The sequence below is a fragment of the Microbacterium telephonicum genome, assembly GCF_003651225.1.
GTDB lineage: Bacteria > Actinomycetota > Actinomycetes > Actinomycetales > Microbacteriaceae > Microbacterium > Microbacterium telephonicum.
In genome coordinates this window covers 549,626-563,343 of the sequence record NZ_RCDB01000003.1, presented here as the reverse complement: position 1 = coordinate 563,343, position 13,718 = coordinate 549,626, and the positions used below count along the sequence as shown (strand labels likewise).

Annotated in this window: 12 protein-coding genes; 6 read left to right on the top strand and 6 right to left on the bottom strand. The window is 72.4% G+C overall.

Annotated elements, in window-relative coordinates:
* Positions 1-112 precede the first annotated feature (112 nt).
* Positions 113-1,126, top strand: a complete 1,014-nt coding sequence (gene ligD, locus C7474_RS12205) for a non-homologous end-joining DNA ligase (protein WP_121060323.1) — start codon at positions 113-115, stop codon at positions 1,124-1,126.
* On the opposite strand, the gene C7474_RS12200 is transcribed toward ligD, so the two are convergent.
* The 6 genes from C7474_RS12200 to C7474_RS12175 all read right to left on the bottom strand — a co-directional run bounded on the left by C7474_RS12200 (position 1,127) and on the right by C7474_RS12175 (position 7,806).
* Positions 1,127-2,443: a threonine/serine exporter family protein gene (locus tag C7474_RS12200; RefSeq protein WP_121060322.1), complete on the bottom strand. Its 1,317-nt coding sequence runs from the start codon at positions 2,441-2,443 to the stop codon at positions 1,127-1,129. It abuts the gene before it with no gap.
* A gap of 229 nt (positions 2,444-2,672) precedes the next feature.
* Positions 2,673-3,704, bottom strand: a complete 1,032-nt coding sequence (locus tag C7474_RS12195; RefSeq protein ID WP_121060321.1) for an ATP-dependent DNA ligase — start codon at positions 3,702-3,704, stop codon at positions 2,673-2,675.
* Positions 3,705-3,860: 156 nt separating this feature from the next.
* Positions 3,861-5,018, bottom strand: a complete 1,158-nt coding sequence (locus C7474_RS12190; protein WP_121060320.1) for an AI-2E family transporter — start codon at positions 5,016-5,018, stop codon at positions 3,861-3,863.
* A gap of 89 nt (positions 5,019-5,107) precedes the next feature.
* Complete coding sequence (locus C7474_RS12185) at positions 5,108-6,334, bottom strand: acyl-CoA dehydrogenase family protein (protein ID WP_121060319.1); 1,227 nt, start codon at positions 6,332-6,334, stop codon at positions 5,108-5,110.
* 264 nt (positions 6,335-6,598) lie between these two features.
* Complete coding sequence (locus C7474_RS12180) at positions 6,599-7,267, bottom strand: TetR/AcrR family transcriptional regulator (RefSeq protein WP_121060318.1); 669 nt, start codon at positions 7,265-7,267, stop codon at positions 6,599-6,601.
* A 20-nt stretch (positions 7,268-7,287) separates the two neighbouring features.
* On the bottom strand, positions 7,288-7,806 hold the full coding sequence (locus C7474_RS12175; RefSeq protein WP_121060317.1) for a small multidrug efflux protein: 519 nt from the start codon (positions 7,804-7,806) through the stop codon (positions 7,288-7,290).
* 145 nt (positions 7,807-7,951) lie between these two features.
* On the opposite strand from C7474_RS12175, the gene C7474_RS12170 reads away from it, so the two are divergent.
* From C7474_RS12170 to sucD, 5 genes are all read left to right on the top strand, one after another.
* Positions 7,952-9,205 (top strand): sensor histidine kinase, encoded by a 1,254-nt coding sequence (locus C7474_RS12170; protein ID WP_241965230.1) that lies wholly within the window; start codon positions 7,952-7,954, stop codon positions 9,203-9,205.
* Positions 9,202-9,804 carry a response regulator transcription factor gene (locus C7474_RS12165; protein ID WP_121060316.1) on the top strand — a complete coding sequence of 201 codons (603 nt, stop codon included), beginning with the start codon at positions 9,202-9,204 and terminating at the stop codon, positions 9,802-9,804. Before C7474_RS12170 ends, C7474_RS12165 begins: the two co-directional genes overlap by 4 nt.
* Before the next feature lie 91 nt (positions 9,805-9,895).
* The gene (locus tag C7474_RS12160; RefSeq protein WP_121060315.1) at positions 9,896-11,428 is read left to right on the top strand and encodes an FAD-dependent oxidoreductase; all 1,533 of its coding nucleotides are present in this window, start codon (positions 9,896-9,898) and stop codon (positions 11,426-11,428) included.
* A gap of 115 nt (positions 11,429-11,543) precedes the next feature.
* The gene (sucC, locus tag C7474_RS12155) at positions 11,544-12,710 is read left to right on the top strand and encodes an ADP-forming succinate--CoA ligase subunit beta (protein ID WP_121060314.1); all 1,167 of its coding nucleotides are present in this window, start codon (positions 11,544-11,546) and stop codon (positions 12,708-12,710) included.
* A gap of 40 nt (positions 12,711-12,750) precedes the next feature.
* Positions 12,751-13,653 (top strand): succinate--CoA ligase subunit alpha, encoded by a 903-nt coding sequence (gene sucD / locus C7474_RS12150; RefSeq protein ID WP_121060313.1) that lies wholly within the window; start codon positions 12,751-12,753, stop codon positions 13,651-13,653.
* The last annotated feature ends 65 nt before the right edge of the window (positions 13,654-13,718 follow it).

Here is a 13,718-nt window from a genome sequence, read left to right as displayed (position 1 = left end):
AGCTCGCCGGCGATCTCGGCGCGCGACCGGCGAACTCGGCGCGGGACCGGCGAGCTCGCGGGATGCGCACCAGGCCCTGACGCGCGCGGCCGCCAGCACCTAGGGTGAGCGCATGGCCTCCGAGCGCATCACCCTGACCGCCGGCGACCGTGAGGTGTCGCTGTCGAGCCCGAACCGCGTGATCTGGCCGGACCTCGGGATCACCAAGCGCGAGCTCGCCGAGTACGCGATCGCCGTCGCCGCGCCGTTCCTCGCCGCGAACGGGCACCGGCCCGTTTCGCTCGAACGCTTCCCCGACACCGTCGACGGCGAGAAGTTCTTCTCGAAGAACCCGCCCCGCGGCGCGCCCGACTACGTGCACGAGGTCATGTGCACCTACAACAGCGGCCGCCGGCATCCGCAGGTCGTGCTCGACGAGGTCGCCGCGATCGTGTGGGCGATCCAGATGAACACGGTCGTGTTCCATCCGTGGGCTTCCCTCGCCGCCGACACCGACAATCCCGTCGAACTGCGCATCGACCTCGACCCGCAGCCGGGCACCGACTTCGCCGACGCCGCCGCCGTCGCCCCGGCGCTGCGGGACGTGCTGCGCGAGGCAGGACTCGAGGCGTGGCTGAAGACGAGCGGCAACCGCGGCATCCACGTGTTCTGCCCCATCGAGCCGACGCACGAGTTCCTCGACGTCCGGCACGCCGTGATCGCGGCGGGACGCGAACTCGAACGGCGGATGCCGGACAAGGTGACCACGGCCTGGTGGAAGGAGGAGCGCGGCGAGCGGATCTTCGTCGACTTCAACCAGGCCAACCGCGACCGGACGATGGCCGGCGCATACAGTCCGCGCTCCCTGCCCGGGGCCACCGTGGCGACGCCGATCACCTGGGACGAGCTGGCCGCCGGCGTGGATCCGACCGCGTTCACCGTGCGCACGGTGCCGGAGCGTCTCGCCGACATCGGCGACCCGTGGGCGCAGCTGCAGGCCGACCCCGGGCGCATCGACACACTGCTGGAGTGGTGGCAGCGCGACCTCGACGCGGGCCTGGGCGAGCTCCCGTTCCCGCCCGAGTTCCCCAAGATGCCGGGGGAGCCCCCGCGCGTCCAGCCCAGCCGCGCGAAGAAGACCGAGTGATCACGCGCGCGGCGGGGGCGACCACTCCCGTTCGGTGACCACGCGGGCGACCGTCAGCCCGATCGCGAGGGCGACCACGACGAACACGGCGGTGAACCCGTTCTGGATCGCCGTGAGCGTGTCGCCTCCGATGACACCGGTGATGGCGCGGTATGCCGCCGCGCCGGGCACCATGATCAGCACCGCAGGCACCGTGATCGTCACCCGCGCCGCCCGCAGGCGCCCACCCACCAGTGCGGCGCCGAGGCCCACCGCCAGGGCCGCCGCGGCGGCGCCGACCGGCGGGGTGATCCCGGCGTCCACCATCGCGAGACGGCCCGCGTTCGCGACGGTTCCCAAGGTCGCCGCCGTCAGCGCGATCGCCGGCGGGGTGTCGAAGAGCACCGCGAACCCCAGCACGCCCACGAACCCTGCGAGAAGTCGCACGATCGTGAGCACCGGCTCGTCGAACAGCGGCCCCGCCGTCTGGGTGACCGTGGCCTGGAAGACGGCGGCGATGCCCCATACCGCTGTCCCCGTCGCCAGGAGGATGAGCGTCGCATAGACCACCCGCGCGATCCCGGAGTTCAGGTCGAGGCGCGCGAGGTCGAGCGCGCCGGTCACGAGGGGGAACCCGGGGACGAGGAACAGCACGGCGCTCGTGAGCGCCGCGTCGTGCTGTCCGCCGGGGACGCCCGCGAGAGTGAACAGTGCGGCCACGAGCAGATATCCCAGAAGGGCCGCGATCGCCGCGGTGAACACGACGAGATACTCGTTGGTGCGCAGTCGCGCGAGCCGCATCCGCACGAACTGCCCGGCGGCGGCGGCGAGCCCGACCGCGACGAACTCCTGCCACCCTCCGTTGTTGAGCAGGGCGAACGCGGCGCAGGCGAGGCCGGCACCGACCACGCGCACGACGGTCGGGTACCGGCGCGGCCGCGCCTCCACGTCGTCCAGTCGCTGCTGCAGCTCAGGTGCGGTCGTTCCGGGACGCAGCTGTTCGGTCAGACGCTTGAGTTCGGTGAGTCGGTCGGCGTCGATCGCGGGACGGGCGATCTCGGCGACCCGCGTGCGGAACATCTGACCGCGACTGGCCGTGGCGACGATGTCCTTCATCCCCACGCGGCAGTGCAGCTGTTCGATGCCGAGGGCGTGCGCGGCGCGTTCCATGCTGTCGCGCACCCGCGCCGAAGAGGCGCCGGCGCCGAGCATGAGCGCGCCCAGGCGCATGACGGCATCCGTGCGCGCGATGAACTGCACGGGCTCCAACCGCAGCTCCTGGGTGTGCGACAGCCAGGAATCGTCCTGAGCGCGGGGGTCGTCGGGAGGCTGCGACATGCCTCGATCCTGGCACCCTGGGACGGGTTTCGCCCATCGGCGTTTTTCACGGCCCACGACCCTCGGCGCGGGCACGACGGTCCCTAGAGTCGTACTCAAGAGCCGCGCCCCCCAAGGCGGCTCCACAGATCTCGGGCCCGCATGTCCGAGCCGCCGGCATCCGGCGCCGATGCGGGCCCGGACTGTGTTCCCCCGGGCCGATCCCGTTTTGCGGATGCCGCGACCGCCGCTACTGCAGCACGTCGCCCAGGTCGTAGGCGGCGACGGTCTCGAGCTGCGCATACGTGCACGACGCGGGATCGCGGTCGGGACGCCACCGCTCGAACTGCACGGTGTGGCGAAACCGGTGGCCCTCCAGCTGGTCGTAGCGCACTTCGAGCACGCGCTCCGGGCGCAGCTTGACGAACGAGACGTCCTTCGACGCGGTGAAGCGGGAGCGCTCCGTCTCGCCCGTGACCGCGTGCCCCTCCGCATCCGTCACGACGAGCGGGGCGAGCTCGTCGACGAGCTCGAGACGCTTCTTGTCGGACCAGGCGGCGACGCCGCCGACGTTGCGCAACTCGCCGGTGTCGTCGTACAGCCCGACGAGCAGCGAGCCGACGCCCTGTCCGCTCTTGTGCACGCGGTAGCCGATCGCGACGACGTCGGCGGTGCGGGCGTGCTTGATCTTGAACAGCGTGCGCTTGCCCGGGGCGTAGGGGGCGGCGAGCGGCTTGGCGACGACGCCGTCGAGCCCGGCGCCCTCGAACTCGGCGAGCCAGCGGCGTGCGGTGCCCGCATCCGTCGTCGTGCGGGTGAGGTGGATCGGATCGGGCACGGCCGCGAGCAGGTGCTCGAGCGCGGCGCGGCGGCTCGCGAACGGCTCGCCCTGCAGGTCGCGGTCGCCGCGGGCGAGCAGGTCGAACGCGATGAACATCGCCGGAAACTGGCCGCTCAGCAGGCTCACGCGCGACGCGGCGGGGTGGATGCGCTGCGACAGCACCTCCCACTGCAGCCGTCCGTCGACGGCGACGACGATCTCGCCGTCGAGCAGGCAGGGCTCCGGCAGCAACCGGGCGAACGCGTCGACGAGCTCGGGGAAGTAGCGGGTCAGCGGCTTCGCGCCGCGCGAGCCGATCTCGACGTCGGCGCCGTCCCACGACACGAGGGCGCGGAAGCCGTCCCACTTCGGCTCGTACAGCAGGCCGCCGGGGGTCTTGGCCGGGTCGGGCACGGCGGCGACGGCCTTGGTGAGCATCGGCGCGGGGATGTCATACGGCATGCGCCCATCCTGCCGCGCCGTGCTCCGGTCCGCGAGGGAACACCTGGGCGCCGAGGCGACGGCTGCCACCCGCGCTCTCGGCGGCGCGCTGTTCTCTCAGCGGAGGCGGGATGCGGGATGCGGGCTGCCGGGCGCGGCGGACGCGGACCGCCGGGGTCAGGTGGTGCGATGCTTCGGGCGCGCCCAGCGGGCGGGGGTCGCCTCGCCGTCCCACACTTGCACGATGCCCCACGCGACGGCGGCGATCGGCACGGCGAGCACGGCGCCGACGATGCCGCCCAGCACGGTGCCGACCGTCAGGGCGATGAGGATGACGAACGCGTGCAGCTTCATCGACCGGCCCATGAGGAAGGGCTGCAGGAAGTTGCCCTCGAGCTGGTTGACCAGCACGACGACGCCGACGACGAACAGCGCGTTGACCCAGCCGTTGGCGACGAGGGCGACGAGGGCGGCGAGGATGCCGGCGAGCGTCGCGCCGACGATCGGGATGAACGCCAGCAGGAACACGAGCACCGCGAGCGGGATGTACAGCGGCACCTGCAGGATGATCAACCCGATCAGGATGCCGAGCGCGTCGACGAGGGCCACCGTCGCGGTGCCGCGCACATACGAGCCGAGCACCGAGATCGTCTTGTCGCCGATGCGGCGGCCCCGCGCGTACTGCTCGCCCTCGAACGGACGCAGCACGAACGACCACATCTGCGGACCGTCCTTGAGGAAGAAGAACAGGATCGTCACCATGAGCACGAGCCCCGTGACGAAGTTCGCGACGGCGCCGACACCGGCCACCGCGCCCGACCCGAACTGCGCGCTCGTCACGAAGTCGAGGGCCGCATCCGTCCACTCCTCGATCTGATCCGACGTGGGGGCGAACGGGAGCGTCTGCACCCACGCCATCAGTTCGGTGAAGCCGTCGACGGCCTGCTCCGACAGCTCCGGCCACTGGTTGCGCACCGCCCAGACGATGAGCCAGCCGACGCCGGTCAGCAGCACCGCGATCACCAGCAGGGTCAGCAGGGTCGCGAGCAGCGACGGCACGCCGCGCGCCCGCATCCACGTCATCGCGGGGGCGAACGCGGCCGCGAAGATGAGGGCCAGGACGAGGGGGATCGTGACCAGGGTCAGCTGCTGGATGCCCCAGATCGCCGCCGCGGTGACCGCGACGACGAGCAGCACCTGCAGCGAGCGAGTCGCGGCGCGGCCCAGGCCGTCGGCCCACAGGCTCCACGGTGCGCGGCGCGTGCCGATGGCGACCGGCACGGACGCACCCGGCTCCAGGCGGACGGTGGTCGGCTGGCGTCGGAACAGTCCCATCGCCTCAGGCTATCCGCCGGCCGCGATCGCCCGCCGGGCCTTGACACGGCCGCCGGGCGCGTGCGGAGCCGCGTCGGGGGGCGGTCGCCTCAGGCGAAGGCGCTCATCCCGGTGATGTCGCGGCCGATCAGCAGCGCCTGCACGCTCTCGGTGCCCTCGTAGGTGTGGATCGCCTCGATGTCGGACATGTGCTGCATGACGCCGTACTCGAGCAGGATGCCGTTGCCGCCGAGCAGGTCGCGCGCGACCTGGGCGATCCGCCGCGCGGCCCGGGTGTTGTGGTACTTCGCGAGCGAGGCCTGCACCGGACGCAGCTGCCCGCGGGTCTCGAGGTCGGCCATCCACCGGCAGTACAGCTGCATCGCGGTGAGGTCTTCGAGCATGCCGGTCAAGCGCTCCTGCACCATCTGGAACTTCGCGAGCGGCTTGCCGAACTGCACGCGCTGCTGCGCGTACTGCAGGGCGGCCTCGTAGCAGGCGGTCGCGTGTCCGAGCGCGGACCACGCGACACCCGACCGCGTCGAGTACAGCACGGTCGACGCGTCCTTGAACGTGTGCGCCCCGGGAAGGAGCGCGTCGGCGTCGAGCTGCACGTCGTCGAGCGTGATGTGGGCCTGATGGATGCCGCGCAGCGACGCCTTGCCGGTGATCACCGTGCCGGTGTAGCCGGGGGTGTCCTGCGGCACGAGGAAGCACTGCACCGCGCCGTGGTGGTCGGCGCCCTCGTCGTCGACGCGCGCCCAGACGAAGGTGATGCCGCCCGAGGCGCCGTTGCCGATCCACTTCTTCGCGCCGCGCAGCATCCACCCCGTTTCGGTGCGGCGGGCGACGGTCTCCAGCGACACCGAGTCGGAACCGTGGTCGGGCTCGGTGAGGGCGAAGGAGGCCAGCACCTCGCCGCGCGCGACGGGCACGAGGTAGTCGTCCTGCTGCGCGGGGCTGCCGAAGAGGGCGAGGGTGCGCAGGGCCAGACCGCCCTGCACGGCCAGCACGGTGCCCAGCGACCCGTCGCCGCGCGACACCTCCATGTTGACCAGGCCCGCCGCGAGCGGGCTCATCCGCGTGAGGGCGGGGTGGTCGATGCCGTCGGTCAGCAGATCGAGCTCGCCGAAACGCCGCGCGACCTCGAGCGGGTACTGCGCCGTGTCCCAGGCCTCCCGCATCCGGTCGGCGACCTCGTCGACGAAGCGCTGCGCCCGCTCCCACACCTCGCGGTCGGCGTCGTCCAGGTCGGCGAACACGGCGTAGTAGTCGGTGCCGAGCCGACCGGTGACGTCGTAGCCGGTCGTGCGCTCGCCGGGGAACAGCTCTGTCATGTCCCCGATGATACTCGATGCCATGTCCCGTGAAACTGCGTATCGCTCGTGGTGGCGGCGGGGTGACGCGTCGCGCGACGCCGCCATGTGTGCAGTTCTCAGGACGGGTGAGCCGGAGGCCGAAGGAGGGCCGCGTGATCCCGGGGATCCCGTGGCGGACGGGGCCGTGGGGCGCCGATCCGTCCTGAGAAGTGCGCGGCCTCGGGCGTCGGGCGGACGGACGCGTGGGCCGGTGCACTGAGGGCGGCGCCGCGACCAGGTGGGTCAGGCCAGGTCGGAGCGCAGGCGCCGGGCGATCTCGGCCGTCGGCATGCGGCGGGGGAAAGCCGCGATGATGAGGTCGTCGGCCGCCGGGTCCTCGCCGTCGGGGTGCACGCCGAAGCGGTGCATGAGTCGGTCGTAGGCCTCCGACAGGACGGATGCCGGCACGTCGGCCGTGCCGCGCAGCAGCCGGCGCAGCACGTGGTTGTGCACCGCGGTGACGGCCGCGGCGTAGGCGACGGCGTCGACGGGGTCGAGTCCCGGCAGCGCGCCGCGCAGGTAGTCGTCGAACAGTCGCTCGTACTGGAAGACCGTGACGATCTCGCGCTCGCGCAGCGCAGGGACCTGACGCACCACGCCGTAGCGGCGGCGGGCCATCTCGGGATCGGCGGCGAAGTGGCGGAACACATCGACCGAGGCCGCGCACACGGCAGCCCACGGATTGTCGTTCGGCTCGGCCAGGCTCGCCCGCAGTTCGGCGAGCAGTTCGTCGTGGTCGGTGAAGACGACGTCGTCCTTGCCTCCGAACTGGCGGAAGAACGTGGACCGGGAGACGCCGGCGGCCTGCGCGATCTGCTCGACCGACGTCGCCTCGAAGCCTTGTGTCGCGAACAGCTCGAGCGCTGCGGCCACGACGGCGCCTCGGGTGGGAGGGGGAGCGGCGTCACTCATGACGCTGAGCCTACCGACCCTCAGGCGACGAAGCGGATGACGCCCGTGATGATGAGGGTCACCGCGGTCGTCCACAGCACGATCGCGAGGCCCTGCCACTGCAGCACGCGCCGGGCCGGCACGCCGGTGCCGACGAGGGCGGCGGCGGTGAACTGGGTCGGCAGCAGCAGGGGGCCGAGCAGGCTCACGCCGGGCGTGCCATAGCGGTGGTACGCGCGCTGGAACTTCTCGCGCCGAGGCGACGGCGCGTCGGAGGGGGCGTCGGCGTCGCCGCGACGGCCGACGCGGCTCGTCACCGCCGTGCGCACGCGGGAACTGACGAGCACGACGACGAGCACGCACAGAAAGTTGCCGATCGCGGCCGAGACCGCGGCGACCACGGGCGGCAGGCCGCCGATGATGCCGATCGCGGCGCCTCCCTCGCCCTCGACGAAGGGCACGGCGCCGGCGAGGGCGACGATGACGGGCTGCAGCAGGTCGGGGACCTGCGCGACGAGGTCCTGGAAGCCGGAGATGAGGCCGGGCTCGGTCGTGCTCATGGGGTGCTCCTCTGATCGATGGTGCGGGGTGCGGTATCCATCCCATCCGGAGGAGGGCGGCGGCGGCAGTGCCGCCCTGTCACCTGCTGCCGTGACGTCCGGCGCCGCGGGGCATGACGGATGTCATGGCCGTACTGTGGCGGGTGTGACCACCGCACCGCCCACCTCGCTCGCGCGCCGTGTCACCGCGACGGCCTGGTACATCGGCGTCTCCGTCGTGTTCCTCGTGGCCGGCGCGCTGCTGTTCTGGTCGCTCGTGGTGGTGTTCTCGTCGTCGGATGCCGCCGCCCCGCGCGCGGTCGGCTACGTGATCGGAAGCCTCGCGGTGCTCTCCGGACTGACGGTGCAGCTGGTGGCGTATCACCGCGACGGGCGGCTCGGCGAAGCCGAGCGGGCGCCGTTGCAGCGCCGCGTGTTCGCGTGGCAGCCCGGGCTGACCGCCCTCGGCGCGGTGCTCATCGGTGTCGCGACGGGCAGCATCCTGCTCGGCCTGTCGGTGGTCGTGACGGCGCTGTGCGTCATCCGCTGGCCGCGGGGTGTGCGGCTGTGGGGCGTCGTGCTGGCGACGGTCGCGCTCGTCTTCGGTGCGTTCGCGATGCCGATGCGGATCCCGATCGACGTCGACACCGCCCAGCTCGAGTTCGCCGGGCTGCTGTTCGCGGTGGGATTGCCGAGCATGACGGCGCTGTCGTTGTGGTCGTGGGACGTCGTCGCCGAACTCGACCGCGCCCGCACGACCGAGGCGCGTCTGGCCGCCACGCAGGAGCGGCTGCGCCTCGCGGCGGAGCTGCACGACCTGCAGGGGCACCACCTGCAGGTGATCGCCCTGCAGCTGGAGCTGGCCGAGCGGATGCTGGCGCGCGACCCCGCCGCCGCCGGCGAGCAGATCCGGCTCGCGCAGGCCTCCGTCGACGAGGCGCGTTCGGGCACCCGCGCGCTCGCCGGCCGGTTCCGCGGGGTGCCGCTGCCCGACGAGCTCGCCAATGCCGCCGACCTGCTGCGCGCCGCGGGCGTCGACGTACGCCTGGACGTCGCGCGCGAAGCCGGCTACGCCCCGGCCGACCTGCTCGGCCCCGTCGTGCGCGAGGTGACGACGAACATCCTCAAGCACGGCGGCGGGGCGTGGGCGCAGTTGCGCCTGGAGTGGATCGGCGCCGCCTGGCGCCTGTCCGCGGCCAACGACACGGCCGCGGGCGACGACGGGCTCCGGGACCTCGGCGCCGAGAGCGGCAGCGCGGGGCTCGCGGGCATCACCCATCGGGTGGGAGCCGTCGGCGGGTCGGTGCGCGCCGACCGCGCCGGAGGCCGGTTCGAGGTGACGGTCACCGTGCCGGGGGCGGTCCCCGCCGGGCCGTCCGAGAACGCACGCTCGTCCGTCCCGGGGGAGGAGACCCGATGATCCGCGTGCTGATCGCCGACGACGAGGACATGATCCGCTCCGCGCTCGCGTCGCTGCTGCGCCTGGAGGACGACCTCGAGATCGTCGCCGAATGCGCCGACGGCGAGAGCGCGGTCGACCAGGCGCTGGCCCTCCGCCCCGACGTGTGCCTGCTCGACCTCGAGATGCCCGGCATCGACGGGGTCGAGGCGGCCGCCCGCATCCGCCGTCACGTGCCCGCGCGCTGCATCGTCGTGACCCGCCACGCCCGTCCCGGCGTGCTGCGGCGGGCGCTGAGCGAGGGCGTCGACGGGTTCGTGCCGAAGTCGCGCCGCGCCGAGGACGTCGCCGCCGTCATCCGCGACGTCGCCGCGGGGCGCCGCTACGTCGACCCCGAGATCGCCGCCGACGCCCTGCGCGACGAGCGCAGTCCGCTCACCGACCGCGAGCTCGACGTGCTGCGCGTCGGGCAGCGCGGCGAGACGATCGCGCAGATCGCGGCGACCCTGCACCTGTCGGGCGGCACGGTGCGCAACCACGTCTCGTCGATCCTCGGAAAGCTGCACGTGCCCACGCGGCAGCAGGCTGCGATCGTCGCCCGCGAGCGCGGCTGGATCTGAGGATCCCCGCACCGGCGCCGTAGCCCGGCGCCGGTGGACGGCGCGTGTCAAGCGGGTTGTCCGGGCCGCTGTCGCCGCGTTGGCTGGCCGCATGCCCGCCTCGCGCCCGCCGCTCTGGAAGCTCTCCGCCCCTCCCGTCGAGACCGATCCCGGACTGCCGGCGGGCACGCCCGACGTCGTCGTGGTCGGGGCGGGACTGACCGGTCTCGTCACCGCACTCCGGCTCACCCGGGCCGGACGCCGCGTGGCCGTCGTCGAAGCGGGCACCGTGGGGGAGCTCGCCAGCGGCGGCAACACGGGCAAGGTGTCGCTGCTGCAGGGGAAGGTGCTCGGCACGCTGCGGCGCCACCATCCGGCCTCGCTCGTGCGCGCCTACGTCGAGGCGAACGCTGAGGGCGCCGCGTGGCTGCGCGCGTTCGCGGAGGCCGAGGGCGTGCCCATCACGACGCGCACCGCCGTGTCGTACGCGCAGACCGAGGCGGGGATGCGGCACGTCGAGGCCGAGGAGCGCGCCGCCGCCGAGGCGGGCCTCCCGGTGCACCGGCTCGTGCCCGACGGCTCCCTCCCGTTCCCCCTCGTGGGCGGCGTCGCGCTCGCGGGGCAGTCCGCGCTCGACCCGATGGCGGTGCTGCGCGCGCTCGCCCGCCGGCTGCGCGCCGAGGGCGGCACGGTCCACGCCGGCATCCGCGTGACCGGCGTGCGCACGCTCCCGCATCCGCGGCTGACGACGGATGCCGGTCCGATCGAGGCGGACAGCATCGTGCTGGCGACGGCGACACCGCTGCTGGACCGCGGCCTGTACTTCGCCAAGACCCGCGGCCTGCGCAGTCACGCCGTCGCGTTCGAGCTCGACGAGCCGGCGCCCGAGGGGATGTACCTTTCGGTCGACGGCGCGACCCGGTCGCTGCGTGCGGTCACGCCGGATGACGGCCCCGGCGACGTCGCGCGGCTCATCGTCGGCGGAAACGGAAGCCCCGTCGGGCGCGCGTACTCGGAGCGGGCGGCCGTCGACGACCTCGTGGCGTGGACCCGCACGCACTTCCCGTCGGCGCGTCCCGTCACCGCGTGGTCGGCGCAGGACTACGAATCCCACGATCTGATCCCCTTCATCGGTGTCATGCCCCGCACCGGCGGCGCGGTGCGTTTCGCCACCGGGTACGGCAAATGGGGCCTCACGCTCGCGCCGGCCGCCGCCGCGCGCATCACCGCCGAGATCACGGGTGTGCCGTGGGCCGAGCGTCCGGACTGGATGCGGACGATCGCGCGCCGGATGACGGTGCCGGCCGATCTCGGCCGCGGCGGGGTGGAGAACGTCGCGGTCGGGTGGGAGGCGGCATCCGGATGGGTCGACGCGCAACGACGACCCGTGCCCGTCCCGCGGCCTGCCGAGGGGGAGGGGGTCATCGCCCATCGGGGCCTCACGCCGGTGGGCGTCTCGACGGTCGACGGGATCACTCGCGGCGTGCGGGCGGTCTGCCCGCACCTGGGCGGTGTGCTGCGGTGGAACGACGCCGAATGCACGTGGGATTGCCCACTGCACGCCTCGCGGTTCCGCGCCGACGGCACGCGCATCGAGGGGCCGGCAGTGCACGATCTGGAGACGCTGCCGCGCACCCCGGACTGAGGATCGGACGGTCGGAGGCATCCAGCCGCGCGTATTAGGCTGGGCGCGTCGATATCTCGACATCGAGACTTCTTCGGCGCTTCACACCCCACAGTCGCCCAGCGAAGGATTGCACGTGGATCTGTACGAGTACCAGGCACGAGACCTGTTCGAGAAGTACGAGGTGCCGGTGCTCGCCGGTATCGTCGCGGACACCCCCGAGGAGGTGAAAGCGGCAGCCGAGAAGCTCGGCGGCGTCGTCGTGGTCAAGGCCCAGGTCAAGACCGGCGGACGCGGCAAGGCCGGCGGCGTGAAGGTCGCCAAGACCCCCGACGAGGCGTACGAGGCGGCCCAGGCCATCCTGGGCCTGGACATCAAGGGTCACGTCGTGCAGCGCGTCATGGTCGCCGCCGGCGCCCGGATCGAGAAGGAGTACTACTTCTCGGTGCTGCTGGACCGCGCCAACCGCTCGTACCTCAGCCTGTGCTCGGTCGAGGGTGGCATGGAGATCGAGCAGCTCGCGGTCGAGAAGCCCGAGGCGCTCGCGCGTGTCGAGGTCGACCCGCTCGGCGGCATCGACGAGGCCAAGGCGCTCGAGATCGCCAAGGCCGGCGGCTTCGACGACGAGACCGCCGCGAAGGTCGCTCCCGTCTTCGTCAAGCTCTACGACGTCTACAAGGGCGAGGGCGCGACCCTCGTCGAGGTCAACCCCCTCATCCAGGACGCCGACGGCAACATCATCGCCCTCGACGGCAAGGTGACCCTCGACGACAACGCCAGCGAGGTGCGCCACCCCGAGCACGAAGAGCTCGAGGACAAGGGCGCGACCGACCCGCTCGAGGCCAAGGCGAAGGCGTCGGGCCTCAACTACGTCAAGCTCGACGGCGAGGTCGGCATCATCGGAAACGGCGCGGGCCTGGTCATGTCGACGCTCGACGTCGTCGCGTACGCCGGCGAGAACCACGGCGGCGTGAAGCCCGCCAACTTCCTCGACATCGGCGGCGGCGCCTCGGCGACCGTCATGGCCGCGGGCCTGGACGTCATCCTGGGCGACGAGCAGGTCAAGTCGGTGTTCGTCAACGTCTTCGGCGGCATCACCTCGTGCGTCGCCGTCGCCGACGGCATCGTCAAGGCCCTCGAGATCCTCGGCGACACGGCGACCAAGCCGCTCGTCGTGCGCCTCGACGGCAACCAGGTCGAGGAGGGCCGTGCCATCCTCGCCGCCGCGAACCACCCGCTCGTGACCCTCGCCGCCGGTATGGACGAGGGCGCGGACAAGGCCGCCGAGCTGGCCGCCGCCTGATCCGCGGCCCTTCGACACGCTCAGGAACCAGGAAACAGACATGTCTATCTATCTGAACAAGGACTCCAAGGTCATCGTCCAGGGCATCACCGGCGGTGAAGGCACCAAGCACACCGCCCTGATGCTCAAGGCCGGCACCAACGTGGTCGGCGGCGTCAACGCGCGCAAGGCCGGCACGACCGTCTCGCACACGGATGCCGCCGGCAACGCCGTCGAGCTGCCCGTGTTCGCCTCGGTCGCCGAGGCGATCGAGGCCACCGGCGCCGACGTGTCGATCGCGTTCGTGCCGCCGGCGTTCACGAAGGACGCCATGGTCGAGGCCATCGACACCGACATCCCGCTGCTGGTCGTCATCACCGAGGGCGTGCCCGTCGGCGACACCGCCGAGGCGTGGGCGTACGCGAAGAGCCGCGGCAACAAGACCCGCATCATCGGCCCGAACTGCCCCGGCATCATCACCCCCGGTGAGGCGCTCGTGGGCATCACCCCCGCCAACATCACCGGCAAGGGCCCGATCGGCCTCGTCTCGAAGTCGGGCACCCTGACCTACCAGATGATGTTCGAGCTGCGCGACCTGGGCTTCTCGACGGCCATCGGCATCGGCGGCGACCCGGTCATCGGCACGACGCACATCGACGCGCTCGCCGCGTTCGAGGCCGACCCCGAGACCAAGGCGATCGTCATGATCGGCGAGATCGGCGGCGACGCCGAGGAGCGCGCCGCCGAGTTCATCAAGGCCAACGTCACCAAGCCGGTCGTCGGCTACGTCGCCGGCTTCACCGCTCCCGAGGGCAAGACGATGGGCCACGCCGGCGCGATCGTCTCCGGCTCGGCGGGCACCGCGCAGGCCAAGAAGGAAGCCCTCGAGGCCGCCGGCGTCAAGGTCGGGAAGACCCCGTCCGAGACCGCCGCCCTCATGCGCGAGATCATCGAGACGCTGTAACGCTGAACGACGAAGGGGACGGATGCCGCGGCATCCGTCCCCTTCGTCGTTCGTGCGCCGTCGCG

What these genes read in the sequence shown, in the direction of transcription:
- C7474_RS12160 (WP_121060315.1), top strand. Translation starts at nt 9,896, where the DNA reads ATGCCCGCCTCGCGCCCGCCGCTCTGGAAGCTCTCCGCCCCTCCCGTC.
- C7474_RS12165 (WP_121060316.1), top strand. Translation starts at nt 9,202, where the DNA reads ATGATCCGCGTGCTGATCGCCGACGACGAGGACATGATCCGCTCCGCG.
- C7474_RS12185 (WP_121060319.1), bottom strand. Translation starts at nt 6,334, where the DNA reads ATGACAGAGCTGTTCCCCGGCGAGCGCACGACCGGCTACGACGTCACC.
- ligD (WP_121060323.1), top strand. Translation starts at nt 113, where the DNA reads ATGGCCTCCGAGCGCATCACCCTGACCGCCGGCGACCGTGAGGTGTCG.
- C7474_RS12180 (WP_121060318.1), bottom strand. Translation starts at nt 7,267, where the DNA reads ATGAGTGACGCCGCTCCCCCTCCCACCCGAGGCGCCGTCGTGGCCGCA.
- sucD (WP_121060313.1), top strand. Translation starts at nt 12,751, where the DNA reads ATGTCTATCTATCTGAACAAGGACTCCAAGGTCATCGTCCAGGGCATC.
- C7474_RS12200 (WP_121060322.1), bottom strand. Translation starts at nt 2,443, where the DNA reads ATGTCGCAGCCTCCCGACGACCCCCGCGCTCAGGACGATTCCTGGCTG.
- C7474_RS12195 (WP_121060321.1), bottom strand. Translation starts at nt 3,704, where the DNA reads ATGCCGTATGACATCCCCGCGCCGATGCTCACCAAGGCCGTCGCCGCC.
- C7474_RS12175 (WP_121060317.1), bottom strand. Translation starts at nt 7,806, where the DNA reads ATGAGCACGACCGAGCCCGGCCTCATCTCCGGCTTCCAGGACCTCGTC.
- C7474_RS12190 (WP_121060320.1), bottom strand. Translation starts at nt 5,018, where the DNA reads ATGGGACTGTTCCGACGCCAGCCGACCACCGTCCGCCTGGAGCCGGGT.